At 61.1% G+C, this 22,434-nt stretch carries 21 protein-coding genes; 16 read left to right on the top strand and 5 right to left on the bottom strand.

The window, feature by feature from the left end; all coding sequences use genetic code 11:
- The first annotated feature begins 75 nt into the window (after window positions 1-75).
- The 4 genes from CWR53_RS04445 (at window position 76) to moaE (ending at window position 2,759) form a co-directional block, all read left to right on the top strand.
- Window positions 76-1,470, top strand: a complete 1,395-nt coding sequence (locus CWR53_RS04445) for a PhoH family protein (RefSeq protein ID WP_100850920.1) — start codon at window positions 76-78, stop codon at window positions 1,468-1,470.
- 121 nt (window positions 1,471-1,591) lie between these two features.
- Window positions 1,592-2,062, top strand: a complete 471-nt coding sequence (gene moaC / locus CWR53_RS04450) for a cyclic pyranopterin monophosphate synthase MoaC (RefSeq protein ID WP_023534451.1) — start codon at window positions 1,592-1,594, stop codon at window positions 2,060-2,062.
- Entirely contained in the window at window positions 2,062-2,307 is a 246-nt protein-coding gene (locus CWR53_RS04455; RefSeq protein WP_058637177.1) for a MoaD/ThiS family protein, read from the top strand. The genes moaC and CWR53_RS04455 overlap by 1 nt, the downstream gene beginning before the upstream one ends.
- Window positions 2,308-2,309: 2 nt before the next feature.
- Window positions 2,310-2,759, top strand: coding sequence for a molybdopterin synthase catalytic subunit MoaE (gene moaE / locus CWR53_RS04460; protein WP_058604929.1), 450 nt, complete (start codon window positions 2,310-2,312; stop codon window positions 2,757-2,759).
- Between the two features lie 131 nt (window positions 2,760-2,890).
- On the opposite strand, the gene rhlB is transcribed toward moaE, so the two are convergent.
- The gene (rhlB, locus tag CWR53_RS04465; protein ID WP_058604960.1) at window positions 2,891-4,339 is read right to left on the bottom strand and encodes an ATP-dependent RNA helicase RhlB; all 1,449 of its coding nucleotides are present in this window, start codon (window positions 4,337-4,339) and stop codon (window positions 2,891-2,893) included.
- Window positions 4,340-4,439: 100 nt separating this feature from the next.
- On the bottom strand, window positions 4,440-5,096 hold the full coding sequence (locus CWR53_RS04470; RefSeq protein ID WP_058604930.1) for an alpha/beta hydrolase: 657 nt from the start codon (window positions 5,094-5,096) through the stop codon (window positions 4,440-4,442).
- Window positions 5,097-5,427: 331 nt separating this feature from the next.
- Between CWR53_RS04470 and CWR53_RS04475 the strand changes: the two genes are divergently transcribed.
- The 4 genes from CWR53_RS04475 (at window position 5,428) to CWR53_RS04490 (ending at window position 9,584) form a co-directional block, all read left to right on the top strand.
- Entirely contained in the window at window positions 5,428-6,456 is a 1,029-nt protein-coding gene (locus CWR53_RS04475) for an amino acid ABC transporter substrate-binding protein (protein WP_058604931.1), read from the top strand.
- Between the two features lie 66 nt (window positions 6,457-6,522).
- On the top strand, window positions 6,523-7,701 hold the full coding sequence (locus CWR53_RS04480; protein ID WP_100850921.1) for an amino acid ABC transporter permease: 1,179 nt from the start codon (window positions 6,523-6,525) through the stop codon (window positions 7,699-7,701).
- A 10-nt stretch (window positions 7,702-7,711) separates the two neighbouring features.
- On the top strand, window positions 7,712-8,809 hold the full coding sequence (locus CWR53_RS04485; protein WP_100850922.1) for an amino acid ABC transporter permease: 1,098 nt from the start codon (window positions 7,712-7,714) through the stop codon (window positions 8,807-8,809).
- 10 nt (window positions 8,810-8,819) lie between these two features.
- Entirely contained in the window at window positions 8,820-9,584 is a 765-nt protein-coding gene (locus tag CWR53_RS04490; protein ID WP_027914459.1) for an amino acid ABC transporter ATP-binding protein, read from the top strand.
- Window positions 9,585-9,656: 72 nt separating this feature from the next.
- On the opposite strand, the gene algW is transcribed toward CWR53_RS04490, so the two are convergent.
- Window positions 9,657-10,817 carry a Do family serine endopeptidase AlgW gene (gene algW, locus CWR53_RS04495; protein ID WP_023534328.1) on the bottom strand — a complete coding sequence of 387 codons (1,161 nt, stop codon included), beginning with the start codon at window positions 10,815-10,817 and terminating at the stop codon, window positions 9,657-9,659.
- A 169-nt stretch (window positions 10,818-10,986) separates the two neighbouring features.
- Between algW and CWR53_RS04500 the strand changes: the two genes are divergently transcribed.
- The 4 genes from CWR53_RS04500 (at window position 10,987) to CWR53_RS04520 (ending at window position 15,916) form a co-directional block, all read left to right on the top strand.
- A complete protein-coding gene (locus CWR53_RS04500; protein WP_049696503.1) occupies window positions 10,987-11,745 on the top strand; it encodes a Nif3-like dinuclear metal center hexameric protein in 759 nt (252 codons plus the stop codon).
- 193 nt (window positions 11,746-11,938) lie between these two features.
- On the top strand, window positions 11,939-12,856 hold the full coding sequence (gene cysD, locus CWR53_RS04510) for a sulfate adenylyltransferase subunit CysD (protein ID WP_058604935.1): 918 nt from the start codon (window positions 11,939-11,941) through the stop codon (window positions 12,854-12,856).
- Window positions 12,857-13,033: 177 nt separating this feature from the next.
- The gene (gene cysN, locus CWR53_RS04515; RefSeq protein WP_027914462.1) at window positions 13,034-14,935 is read left to right on the top strand and encodes a sulfate adenylyltransferase subunit CysN; all 1,902 of its coding nucleotides are present in this window, start codon (window positions 13,034-13,036) and stop codon (window positions 14,933-14,935) included.
- Window positions 14,936-15,436: 501 nt separating this feature from the next.
- A complete protein-coding gene (locus tag CWR53_RS04520; RefSeq protein WP_058604936.1) occupies window positions 15,437-15,916 on the top strand; it encodes a hypothetical protein in 480 nt (159 codons plus the stop codon).
- A 547-nt stretch (window positions 15,917-16,463) separates the two neighbouring features.
- Here the strand turns inward: CWR53_RS04520 and CWR53_RS04525 are convergent.
- Complete coding sequence (locus tag CWR53_RS04525; protein ID WP_058604937.1) at window positions 16,464-16,943, bottom strand: Lrp/AsnC family transcriptional regulator; 480 nt, start codon at window positions 16,941-16,943, stop codon at window positions 16,464-16,466.
- Between the two features lie 127 nt (window positions 16,944-17,070).
- Between CWR53_RS04525 and CWR53_RS04530 the strand changes: the two genes are divergently transcribed.
- Entirely contained in the window at window positions 17,071-18,267 is a 1,197-nt protein-coding gene (locus CWR53_RS04530; RefSeq protein WP_058604938.1) for a methionine gamma-lyase, read from the top strand.
- 276 nt (window positions 18,268-18,543) lie between these two features.
- Here CWR53_RS04530 and CWR53_RS04535 read toward each other — a convergent pair whose 3' ends face one another.
- Window positions 18,544-18,981: a YhcB family protein gene (locus CWR53_RS04535; RefSeq protein WP_023534478.1), complete on the bottom strand. Its 438-nt coding sequence runs from the start codon at window positions 18,979-18,981 to the stop codon at window positions 18,544-18,546.
- Between the two features lie 135 nt (window positions 18,982-19,116).
- Between CWR53_RS04535 and CWR53_RS04540 the strand changes: the two genes are divergently transcribed.
- The 3 genes from CWR53_RS04540 (at window position 19,117) to zapE (ending at window position 22,380) form a co-directional block, all read left to right on the top strand.
- Window positions 19,117-19,752: an alpha/beta hydrolase gene (locus CWR53_RS04540; RefSeq protein WP_100850924.1), complete on the top strand. Its 636-nt coding sequence runs from the start codon at window positions 19,117-19,119 to the stop codon at window positions 19,750-19,752.
- Window positions 19,753-19,777: 25 nt separating this feature from the next.
- Window positions 19,778-21,127, top strand: a complete 1,350-nt coding sequence (locus CWR53_RS04545) for a tryptophan--tRNA ligase (protein WP_058604940.1) — start codon at window positions 19,778-19,780, stop codon at window positions 21,125-21,127.
- Window positions 21,128-21,285: 158 nt separating this feature from the next.
- On the top strand, window positions 21,286-22,380 hold the full coding sequence (gene zapE, locus CWR53_RS04550; RefSeq protein ID WP_100850925.1) for a cell division protein ZapE: 1,095 nt from the start codon (window positions 21,286-21,288) through the stop codon (window positions 22,378-22,380).
- Window positions 22,381-22,434: the final 54 nt, after the last annotated feature.

Raw genomic sequence — 22,434 nt, forward strand, 5'->3', positions numbered from 1 at the left:
GGATACGGGAAGAACGGCAGTCACTCCGCGGCGTAACAGACCACGCCGTGCCGCTTCGACATAAGGTGACCGAGTATGGATGACCAAGGACGCACCCCTTCCTCCAGCAAGCCAATCCTCTATGTGCTCGATACCAACGTCCTGATTCACGACCCCAACGCATTACTCAACTTCGAGGAGCACCACGTCGCCATACCCATGACGGTGCTGGAGGAACTCGACAAGCTCAAGGCCGGTAAGCAAAGTATCGCTGCCGAATGCCGCCAGGCCATCCGCCTGATCGACCAGACGCTGGGTGATGCCTCGCCCAGCGTGGTGGAGCAGGGGGTACCCATCCAGCGTGGCAAGAGTGGGCCTAAAGGGTATCTGTCCATCCTCATGACCCCGCGCAATGAGCCGAGCAAGCTGTTGCCCGAAACCCTCAACGACAACATCATCATCAATCAGCTGCTCGAAGTCCGGGCACGGCGCACTGACCTGGACGTGGTGCTGGTCACCAAGGACATCAACATGCGCCTGAAGGCGCGTGCCTGCGGCATCGCCGCCGAGGACTACAGCACCGACCAGCTGGTCGACGACGTGTCGCTGTTGTCCAAGGGCTACCATTCAGTCACCGGCTCGTTCTGGGACCGGGTCAGCAAGGTCGACACGCGTCAGGAACGTGGCCGTACCTGGCACCGGGTGCAACTGGCCGAGCCGCTGCCAGCGGTGCACGTGAACGAGTTCATCATTGATGAGCAAGGGTTCGTCGGCTGGATCAAGGGCACGCGCGAGGGCGAACTGCTGCTGCTCGACTTGCACCAGGAGCCGCTGCTGCACCAGGAAGCCTGGGGCCTGAAACCGCGTGACATTCATCAGAGCCTGGCGCTGTTGGCGCTGCTCGATCCGGATATCCACCTGGTCAACCTGACCGGGGCGGCGGGGTCGGGCAAGACCATCCTGGCACTGGCAGCGGCCATCGAGCAGACCATGGTCAGCAAGCGCTACCGGCGCATCATCGCCACCCGAAGCGTGCAGGGGCTCGACCAGGAGATCGGTTTTCTGCCGGGAACAGAGGCCGAGAAGATGGAGCCCTGGCTGGGCGCCATTACCGACAACCTCGAAGCCTTGCACATGGACGATGAAAGCACCCACGGCAGTGTCGAGTACATTCTCGAGCGTGTGCCGCTGCAGTTCAAATCGCTCAACTACATCCGTGGTCGCAGCTTCCAGCAGAGCCTGATCCTCATCGATGAGTGCCAGAACCTCACGCCGCACCAGATGAAAACCATCATCACCCGTGCTGGCGCGGGATCGAAGGTGGTGTGCCTGGGTAACCTGGCGCAGATCGATACACCGTACCTGTCCGCGACCAGTTCGGGCCTGACCTACCTGACCGAACGCTTCAAGGACTTCCCCCATGGCGTGCACATCACCCTGCAAGGGGTGCCTCGGTCGGTGCTGGCCGAGTTCGCCGAGTCACACATGTAGTAGCCCCGCACGCCGGGCGGTTCACCGCCCGGCGGCTTCGGGCCGCAATGCGTCGGCCTGGCCCCTGCTCAAACCTGACCCACCGGTTTACACTCTCAGCTCCCTTCACAGGAGCAGAGCAGTGCTGACACATCTTGATTCCCAAGGGCGGGCCAACATGGTCGACGTCACTGAAAAAGCCGTGACCGAGCGCGAGGCCACGGCCGAAGCCCGCGTGCGCATGTTGCCGCACACCCTGCAGATGATCGTCGACGGTGAGCACCCCAAGGGTGATGTCTTCGCCGTGGCGCGCATCGCCGGCATCCAGGCGGCGAAGAAGACCAGCGACCTGATTCCGTTGTGTCATCCGCTGATGCTGACCAGTGTCAAGGTCGAGCTCAGCGCCGAGGGCAGTGATGCAGTGCGTATCGTCGCCCGGTGCAAGCTGGCCGGGCAGACCGGTGTGGAGATGGAAGCGCTGACGGCGGCCAGCGTAGCCGCGTTGACCCTCTATGACATGTGCAAGGCCGTGGACAAGGGCATGGTCATCGAGCAAGTGCGCCTGCTGGAGAAGCTGGGCGGCAAAAGCGGCCCGTACAAGGTGCAAGGCTGATGAAGATCAAGGTGATGTATTTCGCTCGCTACCGGGAGCGGCTGGAGCGCGGTAGCGAGTCGCTCGAAGGGACGTTCAGGGTAGTGGACGATGTGCGCCTGGCGTTGGTGGGTAGAGGCGAGCCTTACCAGGTGCTGGCCGAGCAAAACCTGATGTGCGCGCGCAACGAGGAATTGTGCAGGCTGGATGAGCCTGTGCAAGACGGCGACGAAGTGGCCTTCTTTCCGCCTGTGACCGGAGGTTGAGCATGGCCGTTCGGGTACAGGAAGGCGCTTTCGATCCGGGCGTTGAGACCAACGCCTTGCATGCGGCCAACGTGGGTGTCGGGGCAGTGGTCAGTTTCATCGGCTACGTGCGGGACTTCAACGACGGCCAGGAGGTGGCGGGCATGGTGCTTGAGCATTATCCCGGCATGACCGAGAAGGCCCTGGCCAAGATCGTGGCCGAGGCACAGCAGCGCTGGCCGTTGTTGAAGGTCGAGGTGCTGCACCGCGTGGGGCATTTGGCGCCCGGCGAGCCGATCGTGTTCGTCGGCGTGGCCAGTGCCCATCGGCAGGCCTCGTTCGAGGCTTGCAACTTCATCATGGATTACCTGAAGACCCGGGCACCGTTCTGGAAGAAGGAAACGACCGGGCAAGGGGAACGATGGGTGGAAGGGCGTCAGAGCGATCAGGACGCGGCGGGACGATGGGGATAGGGGGGAGCGATTGACCTTGGGCGCTGCACGAACGCCCGGGGATCTGTGGTGCCCAGGGCCGCTGCGCGGCCCATCGAGGCCGGTCCGGCGGCCAGGAGCTTGGGCAGATCGACCTGACCGGCCCAACCCGATCAGGCGTGCTTGCGCGGCACCGGCTTGAGCAACTCATCAGGTGGCATCTCGCACTTGATCTTGCGCCCCAGCAGCGTCTCGATCGCAGGCAACTGGTACGAATCATCTTCGCCAGCAAAGCTGATCGATACGCCACTGGTGCCTGCCCGGCCGGTACGGCCGATCCGGTGCACGTAGTCGTCAGGGTCTTCCGGCAGGGTGAAATTGATGACATGGCTGATGCCGTCGATATGGATCCCGCGTCCAGCCACATCGGTCGCCACCAGCACCGTGATGCGCCCCTCACGGAAGTTCTCGAGGGTACGGATACGCTTGTGCTGGGGTACATCGCCGGACAACTGCGCGGCATTGACACCATCGCGTACCAGTTTTTCCTCGATACGGCGTACTTCGTCCTTGCGGTTGGCGAACACCATTACCCGTTCCCACTTGTTCTGGGTCACCAGGTTGTACAGCAGCTTGTACTTGTCGCTGCCAGCCACCGCATAAACGTGCTGCTCGACCGTTTCGCTGGCCACGTTCTCGGGCTCGATCTCGACGATGGCGGGATTGGTCGTCCACTGCTTGGCCAGGTTCATCACGTCATCGGTAAAAGTGGCCGAGAACAGCAGCGTCTGGCGCTCGCTCTTGGGCGGCGTCTGGCGAATGATCTGGCGCACCTGCGGGATGAAGCCCATGTCCAGCATGCGGTCGGCTTCGTCCAGCACCATCACCTCGACCATGTCCAGGTGCACCTCGCCACGCTGGTTGAAATCCAGCAGGCGGCCGGGCGTAGCCACCAGGATGTCGCAGTGCCGTGCTTCCAGGGCCTTGAGCTGCTTGTCGAAGTCCATGCCGCCGACGAAGCTCATCACGTTCAGGCCGGTGTATTTGGTCAAGGCGATCGCGTCCTTGGCGATCTGCACCACCAGTTCGCGGGTGGGGGCGATGATCAGTGCGCGTGGCTCGCCCATGTAGCGTTCCTTGGGCGGGGGCGTCTGTTGCAGCTGGGAAATGATCGAGATCAGGAACGCGGCAGTCTTGCCCGTACCGGTCTGGGCCCTGCCGATCGCATCCTGGCCGCGCAGCGTGAAGCCCAGCACTTGCGCCTGGATCGGCGTGCAGTAGGGGAAACCCAGGTCGTGAATGGCGTGCATTAGCTCGTTGGAGAGTTTGAAGTCGTGGAAACGCGTCTTGCCCTCCTGGGGCTCGACCACGAAGTCCTCCGGTTTCCACAGGCTGGCCTGGGGCTTGGGCTTTGGCTTGCGCTCTCGACGCGGTTTGTCGCTGGCAGGCTTGGTAGCGGCAGGTTGTTCGACCTGGGCGGCAGGCTGGCTGCGCGCAACGGCAGGGGCCGATGGCGCATGGGCCTGGGGGGCCGCTGGCGCCGGGGCAATGCTGGCAGCGGGCGCAGTGGCCTGGGGGGCAATGTCTCCCTTGCCGAATATTTTCTTGAGTGCCTTGAGCACGGTCATCTCGTCAATTGGTTAAGGAATGTACGCCGGGCAGTGTAATGCAAGATCCCTGCTCGGCGTAGTGCAATGGCCTTGAACGCCCCGTGCGCGCGGCTTACTGAAGTTGCGTGGTCAGCCATTGGAGGATGTCGTTCAGCTCTTCGACGACCACTTCATGTTCCATTGGGTACTCGTGCCAGCGGGCAGCGACGCCCCAGGTGTTCAGGTACTCGAAGGCCGTACGTCCCATCGATGGGATCACCACCGGGTCGTGCACGCCATGCAGGCACAGGGCCGGGGTGCGTTGCTGGCACGCGCTCAGCGTGTGCTCGTCAGCGAAGGTGGGGGCATAGGTGGAGAGGGCCAGCACGCCACCCAGTGCTTCCTGCCACTTTATATAGGCCGTGTGCAGCACCACGGCGCCGCCTTGGGAGAACCCGGCCAGGAAGATGCGCGACAGGCTGATGCCCTTGGCCTGCTCGGCCTTGATCAAGGCGATGACCTGCTCGGCCGAGGCATCGAGCTCGGCCTCGTCGATGGCCCTGGCCGGCGTCATGGCCTTGATGTCGTACCAACTGGGCATGGCGTAGCCGCCGTTGATGGTCACCGGCCGGGTCGGCGCCTGGGGCATGACGAACCGGGTCGTGAGCAGATGCTGCTGCATGAATTCGGCCACCGGTAGGAAGTCGTAACGGTCCGCGCCCAGGCCGTGCAACCAGATCACACAGGCATCTGCGGCTTTTTGAGGTTCGAGAATGAGTGGGTCGGTCATGGCTGCTCCGAAAACGTGCGTGTGGAAGAGGTCGTGCTTGAAAAGAAGGCGCGCGCCCGGCGAGTCGGAAAAAGAATGTCGCAACGATGCAACTTTCCCTACTTGACTCGTGCTTAAACGCTCAAGCCACGCAATCTGGTACGCGGTTTGCACTTCCATCTGTGATGCAAAGGACAGGCCGAGACGGTAACACCCTTTGCACGCGAAGGCTGTCACAGAACAGCCCATTGCGCCAAGTGACCCAATAACAAGCCAATACGGGTCGGATGCGCCTCAAAAGGGTGCGGTGCAATTCCGGCTCGATACAACAAGAGCGATTTGGAGGTTGTGAATGAAGATGTTGAAAACCACCCTGGCAGTCCTGACCGCTGCCGCTGCCCTGGGCGCTGTGAGTACGGCCCAGGCCGGGGCGACGCTCGATGCGGTTAAGAAGAAGGGCTTCGTCCAGTGTGGCGTGAGTGACGGTCTTCCTGGCTTCTCGGTTCCGGATGCACAAGGCAAGATCGTCGGGATCGACGCCGATGTCTGTCGCGCCGTGGCGGCAGCCGTGTTCGGGGACGCGACCAAGGTCAAGTTCAGCCAGCTCAACGCCAAGGAACGCTTCACCGCGCTGCAATCGGGCGAAGTCGACGTGCTGTCGCGCAACACCACCTGGACCAGTTCGCGCGATGCCGGCATGGGCCTGATGTTCACCGGGGTCACCTATTACGACGGCGTAGGTTTCCTGGTCAACAAGAAGCTTGGCGTATCCAGTGCCAAGGAGCTCGATGGCGCGACCATCTGCATCCAGGCCGGCACCACGACCGAACTGAACGTATCGGACTTCTTCCGCGCCAACGGCCTGAAATACACCCCCATCACCTTCGACACCTCGGATGAAAGCGCCAAGTCCCTGGAGTCTGGCCGTTGCGATGTGCTGACGTCGGACAAATCTCAACTGTTCGCCCAGCGTTCCAAGCTGGCTGCCCCAGCTGACTACGTGGTACTGCCGGAAACCATTTCCAAGGAACCGTTGGGGCCGGTCGTGCGCAAGGGTGACGAGGAGTGGTTCAGCATCGTCAAGTGGACCCTGTTCGCCATGCTCAATGCCGAGGAAGCCGGCATCACCTCCAAGAACGTCGAGGCCGAGGCCAAGGGCACCAAGAACCCGGACGTGGCGCGTCTGCTCGGTGGCGACGGCGAGTACGGCAAGGACCTCAAGCTGCCCAAAGACTGGGTAGTGCAGATCGTCAAGCAAGTGGGCAACTACGGCGAAGTGTTCGAGAAGAACCTTGGCCAGAGCACCGACCTGAAGATCGACCGTGGCATGAATGCCTTGTGGAACAACGGCGGCATCCAGTACGCACCCCCTGTGCGCTGATGGTTGCACCTGCGGCGGCATCCCGCCGCCGCAGGCGGTCCGCTACCCTTTTCTTCGGGGCATTTCATGCAAAATTCAATTGGCGCACGAAAGGGTTTATCCCTGAGCGATCCACGTGTGCGCGCGTGGCTGTTCCAGCTACTGACTATCGTCTTCGTGGTCGGTCTGGGCTGGTACCTGTTTCACAACACGCAAACCAACCTGCAGCACCGGGGCATCACCTCGGGGTTTGACTTTCTTGACCGCAGTGCCGGCTTCGGCATCGCCCAGCACCTGATTCCCTACGTGGAGTCGGACAGCTACGCGCGGGTGTTCGTCATCGGGCTGCTCAACACCTTGCTGGTGACCCTCATCGGCGTGGTGCTGGCCACCCTGCTGGGCTTCATCATCGGTGTCGCCAGGCTGTCGCCGAACTGGATGATCAACAAGCTGGCTACCGTGTATGTGGAAACCTTCCGCAACATCCCGCCGCTGTTGCAGATCCTGTTCTGGTACTTCGCCGTGTTCCTGACCCTGCCAGGGCCGCGGGGCAGCATCAACATCGACGACGCGTTCTTCATCAGCAACCGCGGCCTGAACATGCCTGGGGCCTCCATGGCAGAAGGCTTCTGGCCCTTCCTGGCTGCCCTGCTGGTAGCTGTGCTGGCGACCGTGTTGATGGTGCGCCGCGCCAACCGGCGCTTCGAAGAAACCGGTCAGCCGTTTCACAAGTTCTGGGTAGGGCTGGCGCTGATGATCGCCATCCCAAGTGCCTGTGTGCTGTTGTTCGGCAGCCCCGTGCAGTGGGAGGTGCCGCAACTCAAGGGTTTCAACTTTGTCGGCGGCTGGGTACTGATCCCTGAACTGCTGGCGTTGACCCTGGCCTTGACGATCTACACGGCGGCGTTCATCGCTGAAATCGTGCGCTCGGGCATCCGTTCGGTCAGCCACGGCCAGACCGAGGCTGCGCGTTCGCTAGGGCTGCGCGAGGGGCCAACCTTGCGCAAGGTGATCATCCCGCAGGCGCTGCGCGTGATCATTCCACCGCTTACCAGCCAGTACCTGAACCTGGCGAAGAACTCCTCGCTGGCCGCAGGCATCGGCTACCCGGAAATGGTTTCGTTGTTCGCCGGCACCGTACTCAACCAGACCGGCCAGGCCATCGAAGTGATCGCCATCACCATGAGCGTCTACCTGGCCATCAGCATCAGCATTTCGCTGTTGATGAATTGGTACAACAAGCGCATCGCGCTGATCGAACGGTGAGGACACGCCTGTGAATGCCCATGTTTTCAAACCTGACATGCCGCCTCCGGTCAAGACCGTCGGTGTGCTCGCCTGGATGCGTGCCAACCTGTTCTCCAGCTGGCTCAACACCCTGCTTACCCTGTTCGCCATCTACCTGGTCTGGCTGATCGTGCCGCCGCTGCTGCAGTGGGCGTTGATCGACGCGAACTGGGTGGGCACCACCCGTGCCGACTGCACCAAGGAAGGCGCCTGCTGGGTGTTCATCCAGCAGCGTTTCGGCCAGTTCATGTATGGCTACTACCCATCCGAGATGCGCTGGCGGGTGGACCTGACGGTATGGCTGGCGGTGCTGGGCGCAGCGCCACTGTTCATCCGCAGCTTCCCGCGCAAGGCGGTCTACGGCCTGGGGTTCCTGGTGCTGTACCCGTTGGTGGCCTACACCCTGCTGCACGGCGGACTGTTCGGCCTGGAGACGGTACCGACCAGCCAGTGGGGTGGCCTGATGCTGACGCTGGTGATCGCCACCGTGGGCATCGTCGGGGCCTTGCCCCTGGGGATCGTACTGGCACTGGGGCGGCGCTCGCGCATGCCGGCGGTGAAAGTGGTGTGCGTAACCTTCATCGAGTTCTGGCGAGGCGTGCCACTGATCACGGTGTTGTTCATGTCGTCGGTGATGCTGCCGCTGTTCCTGCCCGAGGGCATGAGCTTCGACAAGCTGCTACGGGCCATGATCGGGGTGATCCTGTTCCAGTCGGCGTACATCGCCGAAGTGGTGCGTGGGGGCCTGCAAGCCATCCCCAGGGGGCAGTACGAAGCCGCCGCCGCCATGGGGCTGGGCTACTGGCGCTCGATGGGGCTGGTGATCCTGCCCCAAGCACTCAAGCTGGTTATCCCTGGCATCGTCAACACCTTCATCGCCCTGTTCAAGGACACCAGCCTTGTGATCATCATCGGCCTGTTCGACCTGCTCAACAGCGTCAAGCAAGCTGCCGCCGACCCGGCCTGGCTGGGCATGGCCACCGAAGGCTATGTGTTCGCCGCCCTGGTTTTCTGGATTTTCTGTTTCGGTATGTCCCGCTACTCCATGCACCTGGAGCGCAAGCTGGACACTGGCCACAAGCGTTAGGAGTTTCGAAATGAGTGAAGCGATCAAGCAGCCTGCCGGCCCCGAAGGCATCATCCAGATGCAGGGCGTGAACAAGTGGTATGGCCAGTTCCATGTGCTCAAGGACATCAACCTCAATGTTCGCCAAGGCGAGCGCATCGTGCTGTGCGGGCCCTCGGGCTCGGGCAAGTCCACCACCATCCGCTGCCTGAACCGCCTGGAAGAACACCAGCAAGGGCGAATTGTGGTTGACGGTGTGGAGCTGACCAACGACCTCAAGCAGATCGAGGCCATCCGCCGCGAAGTGGGCATGGTGTTCCAGCACTTCAACCTGTTTCCGCACCTGACCATTCTGGAAAACTGCACGTTGGCCCCCATGTGGGTGCGCAAGATGCCCAAGCGCAAGGCCGAGGAAATCGCCATGCACTACCTGGAGCGAGTGCGTATCCCGGAGCAGGCGCACAAATACCCAGGGCAGTTGTCCGGTGGTCAGCAGCAGCGCGTGGCCATCGCCCGGGCGTTGTGCATGAAGCCCAAGATCATGCTGTTCGATGAGCCGACCTCTGCGCTGGATCCGGAAATGGTCAAGGAAGTGCTCGATACCATGGTTGGCCTGGCCGAAGATGGCATGACCATGCTTTGCGTAACCCACGAAATGGGTTTTGCCCGCACTGTGGCGAACCGGGTGATCTTCATGGACAAGGGCGAGATCGTCGAGCAGGCGTCACCGGACGATTTCTTCGACCGGCCGCAGAGCGACCGCACGCGCTTGTTCCTGAGCCAGATTCTGCATTGATGCAGTAGAAGAGCGATTGGCCTGCGTGGCGCCGCAGGCCAATCCCAAGCGCCCACGTGCTGGGCACTTGCGTTACTTTTCTTCCTGCTTGGCCACCGGCGCTGGCGGTGGCCGCAGGCCTACCTCGGCGATCAGCTTGAGCTGCTGACCGTTGCGCATTACCTCGATGGTGATCTTTTCGTTGGGCTTGATGCGCGCCACCTGGTTCATCGACCGGCGGCCATCGCCCGCCGGCTCGCCGTTGATGCTCAGGATCACATCCCCCAACTGCAGACCGGCCTTGGCTGCCGGGCCTTCGCGGAAAATGCCCGCCACCACGATGCCTGGCCGGTCCTTCATGCCGAACGACTCGGCAAGCTCTGCGCTTAGCGGCTGAACTTCGATGCCCAGCCAGCCCCGGATGACCTGGCCGTGCTCGACGATCGACTTCATCACCTCAAGGGCCAGCTTCACTGGAATGGCGAAGCCGATGCCTTGCGAGCCACCCGATTTGGAGAAGATGGCAGTGTTGATGCCGATCAGGTTGCCGTTGGCATCCACCAGGGCGCCGCCCGAATTGCCCGGGTTGATCGCCGCGTCGGTCTGGATGAAATCTTCGTAGTTGTTCAGGCCCAGCTGGTTACGGCCGGTGGCGCTGATGATACCCATGGTCACGGTCTGGCCGACCCCGAACGGGTTGCCGATCGCAAGGGACACGTCGCCGATGCGAATGGTATCGGAGCGCCCGATGGTGATGGCCGGCAGTTTCTTCAGGTCGATCTTGAGCACCGCCAGGTCCGTCTCCGGGTCGCTGCCGATCACCCTGGCCAAGGTTTCCCGGCCATCCTTGAGCGCCACGACGATCTGGTCGGCGCCGCTGGTCACATGGTTGTTGGTCAGCAGATAGCCCTCGGGGCTCATGATCACCGCCGAGCCCAGGCTGGACTCCCAGCGGCGTTGCTTGGGCAGGTTGTCGCCGAAGAACCGGCGGAACTGCGGGTCTTCGAACAGCGGGTGCGAGCTCTTGTTCACCACCTTGGTGGTGTACAGGTTGGCCACCGCAGGCGCAGCCAGGGTAACGGCATCGGCATAGGAGACCGGGCCCTGCACCACCTGCGTGGACTGGGGCGCCTGTTGCAGGTTGACATCCTGACTGGGCAAGCCGACCCACTCCGGAAAGCGTTGGATGATCAGGGCGGCGATGAGCACGCCGGTGAGCAGGGGCCAGCCAAAGTAACGCAGAGCCTTGAACATGAACGAATCCTGGAAAGAGCCGGGGCCTTGGGCCGCGCAGTGGAGCGTGGGCGCGCGATCATACACCGGTTCCCCCAGTGCCGACGACGGCCCATAATGGCCGGCATTATACGGACCTTCGCCAGGCCTTGCGCCTGGCAGGCACGCAGTTTTTTCGAGGAGATTTCCCATGGCCGTCGCGCTGAGTACATTGGTCGAAGAAGCCGAGCGCTACCTGGGCAGCAGCAGGATCCAGGACTATTGCCCCAACGGCTTGCAGGTCGAAGGCCGGCCGCAGGTCGGGCGCATCGTCACTGGCGTGACCGCCAGCCAGGCCTTGCTCGATGCAGCCGTTGAGGCTCAAGCCGATCTCGTGCTGGTGCACCATGGTTATTTCTGGAAGGGGGAAAACCCCTGCATCACCGGCATTCGCCAGCGACGCCTGAAAACCCTGCTCAACAACGACATCAGCCTGCTGGCCTTTCACCTGCCGCTCGACGTCCATCCGGAAGTGGGCAACAACGTGCAGCTGGCGCAACAGCTTCAGATCACCGTAGAGGGCCCGCTAGACCCAGACAACCCCAAGGTGGTCGGGCTGGTCGGGTCGCTGGCCCAACCCATGACTGCCCGCGATTTTGCCCGCCGTGTGCAGGATGTGCTGGGGCGTGAGCCGTTGCTGGTCGAAGAAGACAGAGTCGTTCGTCGTGTGGGGTGGTGCACCGGCGGCGGGCAGGGGTACATCGACACGGCGATCGCGGCCGGGGTGGACTTGTACCTGACCGGCGAAGCGTCGGAACAGACCTACCACAGCGCCCGCGAAAACGGCGTGAGCTTCATCGCCGCAGGGCACCATGCGACCGAGCGCTACGGCGTGCAGGCATTGGGCGATTACCTGGCACGGCGTTTTGCCGTGGAGCACCTGTTCATCGACTGCCCCAATCCGATCTGACCGACCTGTCGGCGCAGGCCGCGTGACAATGGGTTGGCAGGCTTGAGCGCCGACTCGCAGCCCAAACCCTCAGTCATATGGTTAGACGCTTTCGATCTATCCAGGCGCCTAAATAGAAGCATCTGCTGTGATAGAGTGGCTCGCTCGAACACGGCCCGCTGGCCGTCCATAAGATCGTTTTTCGTGAGTAGCCATGGTCGACAAACTGACGCACTTGAAACAGCTGGAGGCGGAAAGCATCCATATCATCCGCGAGGTGGCCGCCGAGTTCGACAACCCGGTCATGCTGTACTCGATCGGCAAGGATTCCGCCGTGATGCTGCACCTGGCGCGCAAGGCTTTCTTCCCCGGCAAGCTGCCGTTCCCGGTGATGCACGTCGACACCCAGTGGAAATTCCAGGAGATGTACCGCTTCCGCGACAAGATGGTCGAGGAAATGGGGCTCGACCTGATCACCCACGTCAACCCCGAGGGTGTGGCGCAGGGCATCAACCCGTTCACCCATGGCAGCTCCAAGCACACCGACATCATGAAGACCCAGGGCCTCAAGCAGGCGCTGGACAAGCATGGTTTCGATGCCGCTTTCGGTGGCGCGCGCCGCGACGAAGAAAAGTCGCGAGCCAAGGAGCGCGTGTACTCCTTCCGTGACAGCAAGCACCGCTGGGACCCGAAGAACCAGCGCCCTGAGCTGTGGAACGTGTACAACGGCAAGGTCAACAAAGGCGAGTCCATTCGCGTGTTCCCCCTGTCGAACTGGACCGAGCTGGACATCTGGCAGTACATCTACCTCGAAGGCATCCCGATCGTGCCGCTGTACTTCGCCGCCGAGCGCGAAGTCATCGAGAAGAATGGCACCCTGATCATGATCGACGACGCGCGCATCCTCGAGCATCTGTCCGAGGAAGAAAAAGCCCGCATCGTCAAGAAGAAGGTGCGTTTCCGTACCCTGGGCTGCTACCCGTTGACGGGCGCCGTGGAGTCCGAAGCCGAGACGCTCACCGACATCATTCAGGAAATGCTCCTGACCCGCACCTCCGAGCGCCAGGGCCGGGTCATCGACCACGACGGCGCCGGGTCCATGGAAGACAAGAAACGCCAGGGCTATTTCTAAGCTTCAAGCGGCAAGCTGCAAGCGCAAACGAACGCGCAGCGTTCGAACCTTGTGGATTGCCGCCTGCATGGCCCGCGAGCGCTCCAGAATGCCAAGTGGGTTGATCAACCTAATTTCTAACTAGTTGTACGCCGACAAGCTTGCCGCTTGAAGCTGACAGCTTGGAGCTTGAATGAGATGAGTCACCAATCCGATTTGATCAGCGAAGACATCCTCGCTTATCTGGCTCAGCACGAGCGCAAAGAACTGCTGCGTTTCCTGACCTGCGGCAACGTGGATGACGGCAAGAGCACCTTGATCGGGCGCCTGCTGCATGACTCGAAGATGATCTACGAGGACCACCTCGAAGCCATCACCCGTGATTCGAAGAAGTCCGGCACCACAGGCGAGGAAGTGGATCTGGCGCTGCTGGTCGATGGCCTGCAGGCCGAGCGCGAGCAGGGCATCACCATCGACGTGGCCTACCGTTACTTCTCCACGGCCAAGCGCAAGTTCATCATTGCCGACACCCCGGGCCACGAGCAGTACACACGTAACATGGCGACCGGCGCTTCCACCTGCGACCTGGCCATCATCCTGGTCGATGCCCGCTACGGTGTGCAGACCCAGACCCGCCGCCACAGCTACATCGCCTCGTTGCTGGGCATCAAGCACATCGTGGTCGCCGTCAACAAGATGGACCTCAAGGGCTTCGATGAAGGCGTCTTCGAGTCGATCAAGGCCGACTACCTGGCCTTCGCCGAAGCCATCAACCTGACGCCGAGCAGCCTGCACTTCGTGCCGATGTCCGCGCTCAAGGGTGACAACGTGGTCAACCACAGCGAGCAGTCGCCGTGGTACACCGGCCCGACATTGATGGAAATCCTGGAAACCGTGGAAGTGGCGGCTGACCGCAACTTCACCGACCTGCGTTTCCCGGTGCAGTACGTCAACCGCCCCAATCTGAACTTCCGTGGTTTTGCAGGCACCCTGGCCAGCGGCGTGGTGCACAAGGGCGATGAAGTCGTCGTGCTGCCGTCGGGCAAGAGCAGCCGGGTGAAGTCCATCGTCACCTACGAAGGCGAGCTGGAAAGCGCAGGCCCGGGTCAGGCCGTGACCCTGACCATGGAAGACGAGATCGACATCTCCCGTGGCGACCTGCTGGTGCATGCCGACAATGTGCCGCCTGTGACCGACCAGTTCGAAGCCATGCTGGTGTGGATGGCCGAAGAGCCGATGCTGCCGGGCAAGAAGTACGACATCAAGCGTGCGACCAGCTACGTGCCGGGTTCGATTGCCAGCATCACCCACAAGGTGGACGTCAATACCTTGGAAAAAGGCGCTGCCAGCGCCTTGCAGCTGAACGAGATCGGTCGCGTCAAGGTATCCCTGGACAGCGCCATTGCGCTGGACGGCTACGAGAGCAACCGCACCACCGGTGCGTTCATCGTCATCGACCGCCTGACCAACGGCACCGTGGGCGCCGGCATGATCATCGCCCAGCCTGTACTGCCCCATGGCAGTGCCGGGCAGCATGGCAAGTCGGCGCATGTCTCGACCGAAGAGCGTGCCCTGCGCTTTGGCCAGCAGCCGGCGACCGTACTGTTCAGCGGCCTGTCCGGCGCTGGCAAGAGCACCCTGGCCTACGCTGTGGAGCGCAAACTGTTCGACATGGGCCGTGCCGTTTATGTACTCGACGGGCAGAACCTGCGCCATGACCTGAACAAGGGCCTGCCACAGGATCGCGCTGGCCGTACCGAGAACTGGCGCCGCGCCGCCCATGTGGCGCGCCAGTTCAACGAAGCCGGCTTGCTGACCCTGGCCGCCTTCGTGGCCCCGGATGCCGAAGGCCGCGAACAGGCCAAGGCCCTGATCGGCAAGGACCGCCTGGTGACCGTCTACGTTCAGGCCTCGCCACTGGTGTGCCGCGAACGCGATCCGCAGGGCCTGTATGCCGCCGAAGGCGACAACATTCCAGGCGAAAGCTTCCCGTTCGATGTGCCACTGGATGCCGATCTGGTCATCGATACCCAGGCCACCAGCGTGGAAGAAGGGGTCAAGCTCGTGCTGGATGTGTTGAGGCAGCGTGGGGCGATCTAATCGCTGGCTTGCAAAAAAACCCGCTTCGGCGGGTTTTTTGTATACGCGTAATCCGTTGCTTTTGCGGGGTCCGTAAGAGCAACTGTCTTGCTGAGAATCTGAAAGGTTGCGCAACCAGGAGCTATAGCCGCGAACACTGGCAAAACTGGTGCCATTTACCGCCGCGTGCAAAGAGTCTTCCCTAAGCCTCAGAGCTGTATCCATACCCGGGAGGCTAGCGATTTTTAATTCTGAATCCTGCAAGCTCCTCTGACGCTCTCCGCGCCAAGAGCCGCGCCATGCCTTGTTCGGAGCATCCTTCTCTTTCGTCGTCGGTGTCGGTTAAGGGTGTTCGCCGTGGCATATATTTTCTCTTAGGGAGCAGGCGCTCATGATGTATTCAGACGGATCCTACAAGTTAAAACTTAATCCGTCAGGTAAGCTTCAATCGCTCATTGAAAATATGAGTGTGCTTTTAGGCACAAAAAGCGCCGTTATAAATTCCAGCAGTGGAGGGGCTGTATGGCTTTGCGTAGTGAATTAATGCCACCCAAACTTGATGAGAAACTAGTTTTGAAGCTTACTAGTCTTTCTGAGGAAATAGACTGCGGGGAACGCGACCTGACGGAACACATGGTTCTCGAGTTTAATCAGCTAGCTTCAACTTCCTTTGATTTCGTGGATTTTCAAGGCATCTACGGTGGCCAAGATCATGACACTTGGGTCCGTAAAGTCCTATACGAACCCTATATCAAGCCGGTTCCCGACGTTACTACCGATGAGCTGGTTGAGATGATGCGAAGGGTCATGGAGTGTGAAGGGGCTGAACATGAGGTTGATTTTTGGTTATTTATGTTGGAGGTGAATGTACCTAATGAGCGACTCGTGGATTTGATTTTTCGCCCCCATGTGTATTTCGCTGTCGCCGATTTTTCTCAGGAGTTATCACCTGAGCAAGCAGTTTATTTGGCGCTGAATACAACAGCTGTTGCTGATGGCTAGATTCGGTGATGGAGTAGCAGCCTTGCTTGATGTGATCTATAACTCAGCTGGCACCTAGGCCACCTCGAAGTTGAGGCCCTAGGTAGTCAGGGCCTTGCTGCTTTTTACTAGCATTGAAATCTCCTTTTCCGTTCACCTGCCATCACACTTTTACAACTTTTAGAATCTCATATGCCTCAGTGTCGGTCACGGTGCTGAATAGCAAGTAATATCCGGAGGGATGCTGTCACACCTCTGGACGCCAGCGATGAGGATCATCGTCGTGAAGTGCTGCCGGCCTACAGCCTGTTCGACAACTTGGTCAAGCAGGCATTTGGTTAGGCTGGCGGGCGTCTAGAGCGGCTGCGGGCATTGTTTATCGCTCGGAACTTGTCCTAGGCTCTGTATGAAAAGTCTTGAGAAGAAGGTCAGGCAAGGCGAAAACAGCCGAGGAACGGTCGGAGTCGCGTTCGACTTTACGGGTTGTAAATGAGCATTTCGACCGGGCTGGCGATCCAGGCTGTTTCCAACCCAGCATCACCGAGTATCAAGGCTTTTCACACAGAGCCTAGATATGCTTCTCCGACACAGGTATCACTCGTCTTTCCTTCACCGCCTTGTAGGAAAAACTCGAATAAATTTCCTTCACTCCCGGCAGACGCTGAAGCACTTCACGGGCAAATTCTCCGAAGGCCTCCAAGTCCCTTGCCACGATTTCCAGCAGAAAATCGTACCGCCCGGAAATGTTATGGCAGGCCACAATCTCGGGTATCTCCATCAGCCGCTGCTCGAACGCCAGCGCCATGGGCTTGGTGTGGGAGTCCATCATGATGCTGACGAAGGCAGTTACTCCGAACCCTAGCGACTTGGGTGAAAGTGTGGCCCGGTAGCCAGTGATATAACCGTTCTCTTCCAGCAGCTTGACCCTGCGCCAGCATGGCGAAGTGGTCAGCGATACCAGGTCCGCAAGCTCGGCGACGGTGAGGCGGGCATTATTCTGCAAGGCCGCGAGCAGTGCGCGGTCAATGCGGTCCAAAGGTGCAGGCATACTTTGCCCTCAAGTATTCACGATTCTTGTTTTTGTTCCAAAGCAGCGCTGATGGGCTGGTCATTTTGGAAAAATGCTTGGGTTGCAGTGGCATAAGCTTAGATCAAACCCACAAGAGGCTGTTGCCATGCGCGACTCCCGACACGACAACGGTTTTTCAACGCGTGCCATCCATCACGGCTACGACCCGCTCGCGCACGGCGGTGCACTGGTACCACCGATCTACCAAACCGCTACCTATGCCTTCCCCACCGTCGAATACGGCGCGGCGTGTTTTGCCGGTGAACAGGTCGGACATTTCTACAGCCGTATCTCCAACCCCACGCTGAATGTGCTCGAAGCGCGCATGGCTTCGCTTGAAGGCGGGGAGGCGGGCCTTGCGCTGGCGTCGGGGATGGGCGCCATCACGTCCACGCTCTGGACCCTGTTGCGCCCGGGCGATGAGTTGATCGTCGGGCAGACCGTGTATGGGTGCACCTTTGCTTTCATGCACCATGGCATCGGGACGTTTGGCGTGACCATCCGCCACGTCGACCTCAACGATGCCGATGCGCTGCGCGCCGCGCTCAGTGACAAGACGCGCATGATCTACTTCGAGACCCCCGCCAACCCGACCATGCGGCTGGTCGACATTGCCGCTGTGGCCGAAGCGGTACGCGGCCGCGATGTGCTGGTGGTAGTCGACAACACCTACTGCACGCCTTACCTGCAACGGCCGCTGGAACTGGGCGCTGATCTGGTCGTGCATTCGGCCACCAAGTACCTCAGCGGCCATGGCGATATTACCGCTGGCCTGGTGGTGGGCCGCCAGGCACTGGTCGATCGCATTCGTCTGCAAGGGCTCAAGGACATGACCGGGGCGGTGTTTTCACCCCAGGACGCCATGCTGCTGATGCGCGGCATCAAGACCCTTGCCCTGCGCATGGACCGGCATTGCGCGAACGCCCAACAGGTCGCCGACTACCTGTCGCGTCAGCCGCAGGTGGAGTTGATTCACTACCCAGGCTTGCCGTCGTTTGCGCAGCACGACTTGGCCAAGCGGCAAATGCGCCTGCCCGGCGGCATGATCGCCTTCGAACTCAAGGGCGGCCTTGGCGCCGGACGCCGCTTCATGAATGCGCTGGGCCTGTTCGCGCGCGCTGTGAGCCTGGGTGATGCCGAGTCGTTGGCCCAGCACCCGGCAAGCATGACCCACTCAAGCTATACGCCCGAAGAGCGGGCGCAGCACGGTATCTCCGAGGGGCTTGTGCGTTTGTCGGTAGGGCTTGAGGACATTGAGGACCTGCTGGCAGATGTGCAACAGGCGTTGCGCGCCTGCGCATGAGGGTGCGAGGAAGTGCTGCCCGCTGCCTAGTCCAGAGACGGCGAGGGCATTCTGGTGGTGCTGGCGAGAGAGCCAGCGCAACCAAAAGGAGCGTCACCATGAAAGCATCTGCATACCCACTTGATCTGATCATTCGCCACGCTGGCGGAGAGGACGACGAGGGCGGTCATTCTTGGCGCAAGCCTTGACCTGAAGGGCGTCCCCCTATCGCAGCGGGACGCCTGGTCGATGGTGATCGTGCATTGAAAAAGGCCTCTTCCGAGGCCTTTTTCAATGTCAGTGCTTCAGACCATAGCTCTCGTCGAGCATGCCCGGTGAGTTGGGCGTTTTCGGTGCATAGTCACGCGGCACTTCGGCGGTGTCTCTGGGCGGCGTCAGGCGACTGTGCGGACCGTGGGAGCTTTCCGAGTGAAGCGCTGCCAGCAGGCGTTGACGCGTCACTTCGTCCAGGGCCAGGTTGTTGGCGCCGTCGGCCAGATGATCCTGGACATCCTGATAGCTCTGGTTGAGCTTTTTGACCAGTACGGCGGTGCTGTTGAAATGCGTCACCACCTGGTTCTGGTAGCTGTCGAAACGCTGTTGGATGTCATCGAGCTGGCGCTGGCTGCTGCTGGGCGCAGCGTTGGGCAACAGGCGCGCCACGACGAAACCGACGACCACACCGATGACCAGGGCCAGGGTAGGCAACAACCAAACAAGGAGCGAGAGTTCCACGAGTCCTTCCTCTATAAACGGCTTTGCTTTACGTTAACGGCTCAGACCTGCGCTGTATACCGCGAGCGATCGCAAATCAGAACAGAATTCCTCACCTAGACGAATCGACCTCCCCCAAGGTCACGGAGTAGTGCCTTGCTTGTCCGCGAAACCCCTCTGTTCATCGACGGCCCCAGTGGCCCGCTCGAAGCCCTCTACCTGGACGTGGCAGACGCCCGTGGCGCCGTGCTGATCTGTCACCCCAACCCGGTCCAGGGCGGCACCATGCTCAACAAGGTGGTTTCGACATTGCAACGCACGGCCCGGGATGCCGGGTATGTGACCCTGCGTTTCAACTACCGCGGCGTCGGGCAGAGTGCCGGCAGCCATGACATGGGACAAGGCGAGGTGGCTGATGCTCAAGCCGCTGCCGCCTGGCTGCGGGCGGCGCATCCCGGCCTGCCCTTGGTGCTGATGGGCTTTTCCTTCGGCGGCTTCGTGGCGACCGTCCTGGCTGGCCGCCTGGAAGCCGAAGGCGTAGCCTTGCAGCATCTGTTCATGATCGCCCCGGCCGTCATGCGCCTGACCGAGCAATTTCCCGTGCCGCAACGGTGCCCGGTGACCCTGGTGCAACCCGATGCCGACGAAGTCGTTTCACCGACGCTGGTTTACGAGTGGTCCGACAGCCTGTCGCGCCCCCATGAGCTGCTGAAAGTGGCAGAATGCGGACACTTCTTCCATGGCAAGCTGACCGACCTAAAGGATCTGCTGCTGCCACGCCTTTCGAACTGAGCCAAGCCTGAATAAGCGAACACCCATGACCACGCGTATCTTAACCGGTATCACGACCACCGGCACTCCGCACCTGGGCAACTACGCCGGTGCCATCCGCCCGGCCATCCGAGCCAGCCAGCAGCCTGGCGTGGACTCGTTCTACTTCCTGGCCGACTACCACGCCCTGATCAAGTGCGACGACCCGCTGCGCATCCAGCGCTCGCGCCTGGAAATCGCCGCCACCTGGCTAGCCGGTGGCCTGGATCCGGACAAGGTGACCTTCTACCGCCAGTCCGACATTCCGGAAATCCCCGAGCTGACGTGGCTGCTGACCTGCGTTGCGGCCAAGGGCTTGCTCAACCGGGCCCATGCCTACAAGGCATCGGTGGACAAGAACGTCGAAAACGGCGAAGACCCGGACGCCGGCGTCACCATGGGCCTGTTCAGCTACCCGGTGCTGATGGCGGCGGACATCCTGATGTTCAACGCCAACAAGGTGCCGGTTGGCCGTGACCAGATCCAGCACGTGGAAATGGCCCGCGATATCGGCCAGCGCTTCAACCACCTGTTCGGCCAGGGCAATGAGTTCTTCGCACTGCCGGAAGCGGTCATCGAGGAAAGCGTGGCCACCTTGCCCGGCCTGGATGGGCGCAAGATGTCCAAGAGCTACGACAACACCATCCCGTTGTTCACCAGCGCCAAGGACATGAAGGATGCCATTTCGCGCATCGTGACGGACTCGCGCGCGCCGGGTGAAGCCAAGAACCCGGACGACGCGCACCTGTTCACGCTGTTCCAGGCCTTCTCCACGCCTGCCCAGTGCGCCGAGTTCCGAGCCGAGCTGGAGCAGGGCCTGGGTTGGGGCGAAGCCAAGCAGCGCCTGTTCCAGCTGCTCGATGGCCAGTTGGCGGAAAAGCGCGAGTATTACCATCAGCTGATCGCGCGGCCTGCGGACCTGGAGGACATCCTCCTGGCAGGCGCGGCCAAGGCGCGCACCATCGCCACGCCGTTCCTGGAACAATTGCGCGAGGCCGTTGGCCTGCGCTCGTTCCGCAGCAGCGTGCAGACCACGGCGAACGTCAAGAAGAAGGTCGCCAAGAGCGCGCGCTTCGTCAGCTTCCGGGACGAAGACGGTAGCTTCCGCTTCCGCTTGTTGGCTGCCGATGGCGAGCAACTGCTGTTGTCCCGCAGCTTTGCCGATGGCAAGAGCGCCGGTGCCGCAAGCAAGCAGTTGCAGCAAGGCGATGGGGTCGATATCCGCGCCGAGGGGCTGGGCTTTGGTGTGTGGCTCAAGGGTGAGCCGGTTGCCGACGGTGCCTCGTTCGACAGCGAACAAGCCCGTGATGCAGCCATCGAGCGTCTTCGTGCAGCGCTTGAGCCGCAACAGGACTGATCGACGGACGGAATGTGCCCGCCCTCTGGCCCGATGATCAGGGCACTATCATCGGGCTCTGGTTACCGGTATGGGGCATATTGACGCAAGTCGCATTGCCATTAGGCGGGCCGCTCGCTACAGTGACGGCCCGTTTTTTGTTGCCTCGCTAACGAATCATGACTCCCCTAGAACGCTATCAAGCAGATCTGAAACGTCCCGATTTCTTTCATGACGCGGCGCAGGAAACTGCGGTGCGTCACCTGCAGCGCCTGTACGACGACCTGGTGCAGGCCCAGAACAACAAGCCGGGTGTATTCGGCAAGTTGTTCGGCAAGAAGGAGCAGACCCCGGTCAAGGGCCTGTACTTCTGGGGCGGGGTAGGGCGAGGCAAGACCTACCTGGTCGACACCTTCTTCGAAGCGCTGCCGTTCAAACAGAAGATGCGCACGCACTTCCACCGCTTCATGAAGCGTGTCCACGAAGAGATGAAAACCCTCAAGGGCGAGAAGAACCCCCTGACCATCATTGCCAAGCGCTTCAGCGATGAGGCCAAGGTGATCTGCTTCGACGAATTCTTCGTCTCGGACATCACCGACGCCATGATCCTGGGCACCCTGATGGAGGAACTGTTCAAGAACGGTGTTTCCCTGGTGGCCACTTCCAACATCGTGCCGGACGGCCTCTACAAGGATGGCCTGCAACGTGCACGCTTCCTGCCGGCCATCGCCATGATCAAGCAGTACACCGATGTGGTGAACGTCGACAGCGGTGTCGATTATCGACTGCGCCACCTTGAGCAGGCCGAACTGTTCCATCACCCGCTCGACGAGGCGGCGCAGCAGAGCATGCGTGCCAGCTTCAAGGCGCTGACGCCCGAGTGCACCGCAGCGGTCGAGAACGACGTGCTGATGATCGAGAACCGTCCCATTCATGCGCTGCGCACCTGCGACGATGTGGCCTGGTTCGACTTCCGCGCCTTGTGCGATGGGCCGCGAAGCCAGAACGACTACATCGAACTGGGCAAGATCTTCCATGCGGTCCTGCTGAGCAACGTCGAGCAGATGGGCGTAGCAAGCGATGACATCGCGCGTCGCTTCATCAACATGGTCGACGAGTTCTATGACCGTAACGTCAAGCTGATCATCTCGGCCGAGGTGGAACTCAAGGACCTGTATACCGGTGGGCGTCTGAGCTTCGAGTTTCAGCGCACGCTGAGCCGACTGCTGGAAATGCAGTCTCACGAATTCCTGTCCCGCGCGCACAAGCCTTGAGGCCCCGGGGCTGCCTGGCAGTCCACCGCCTGATTGCCGGCGATGGGCTGTCAG

It is taken from the genome of Pseudomonas sp. SGAir0191, from assembly GCF_002812565.2.
Taxonomy (GTDB): domain Bacteria; phylum Pseudomonadota; class Gammaproteobacteria; order Pseudomonadales; family Pseudomonadaceae; genus Aquipseudomonas; species Aquipseudomonas parafulva_B.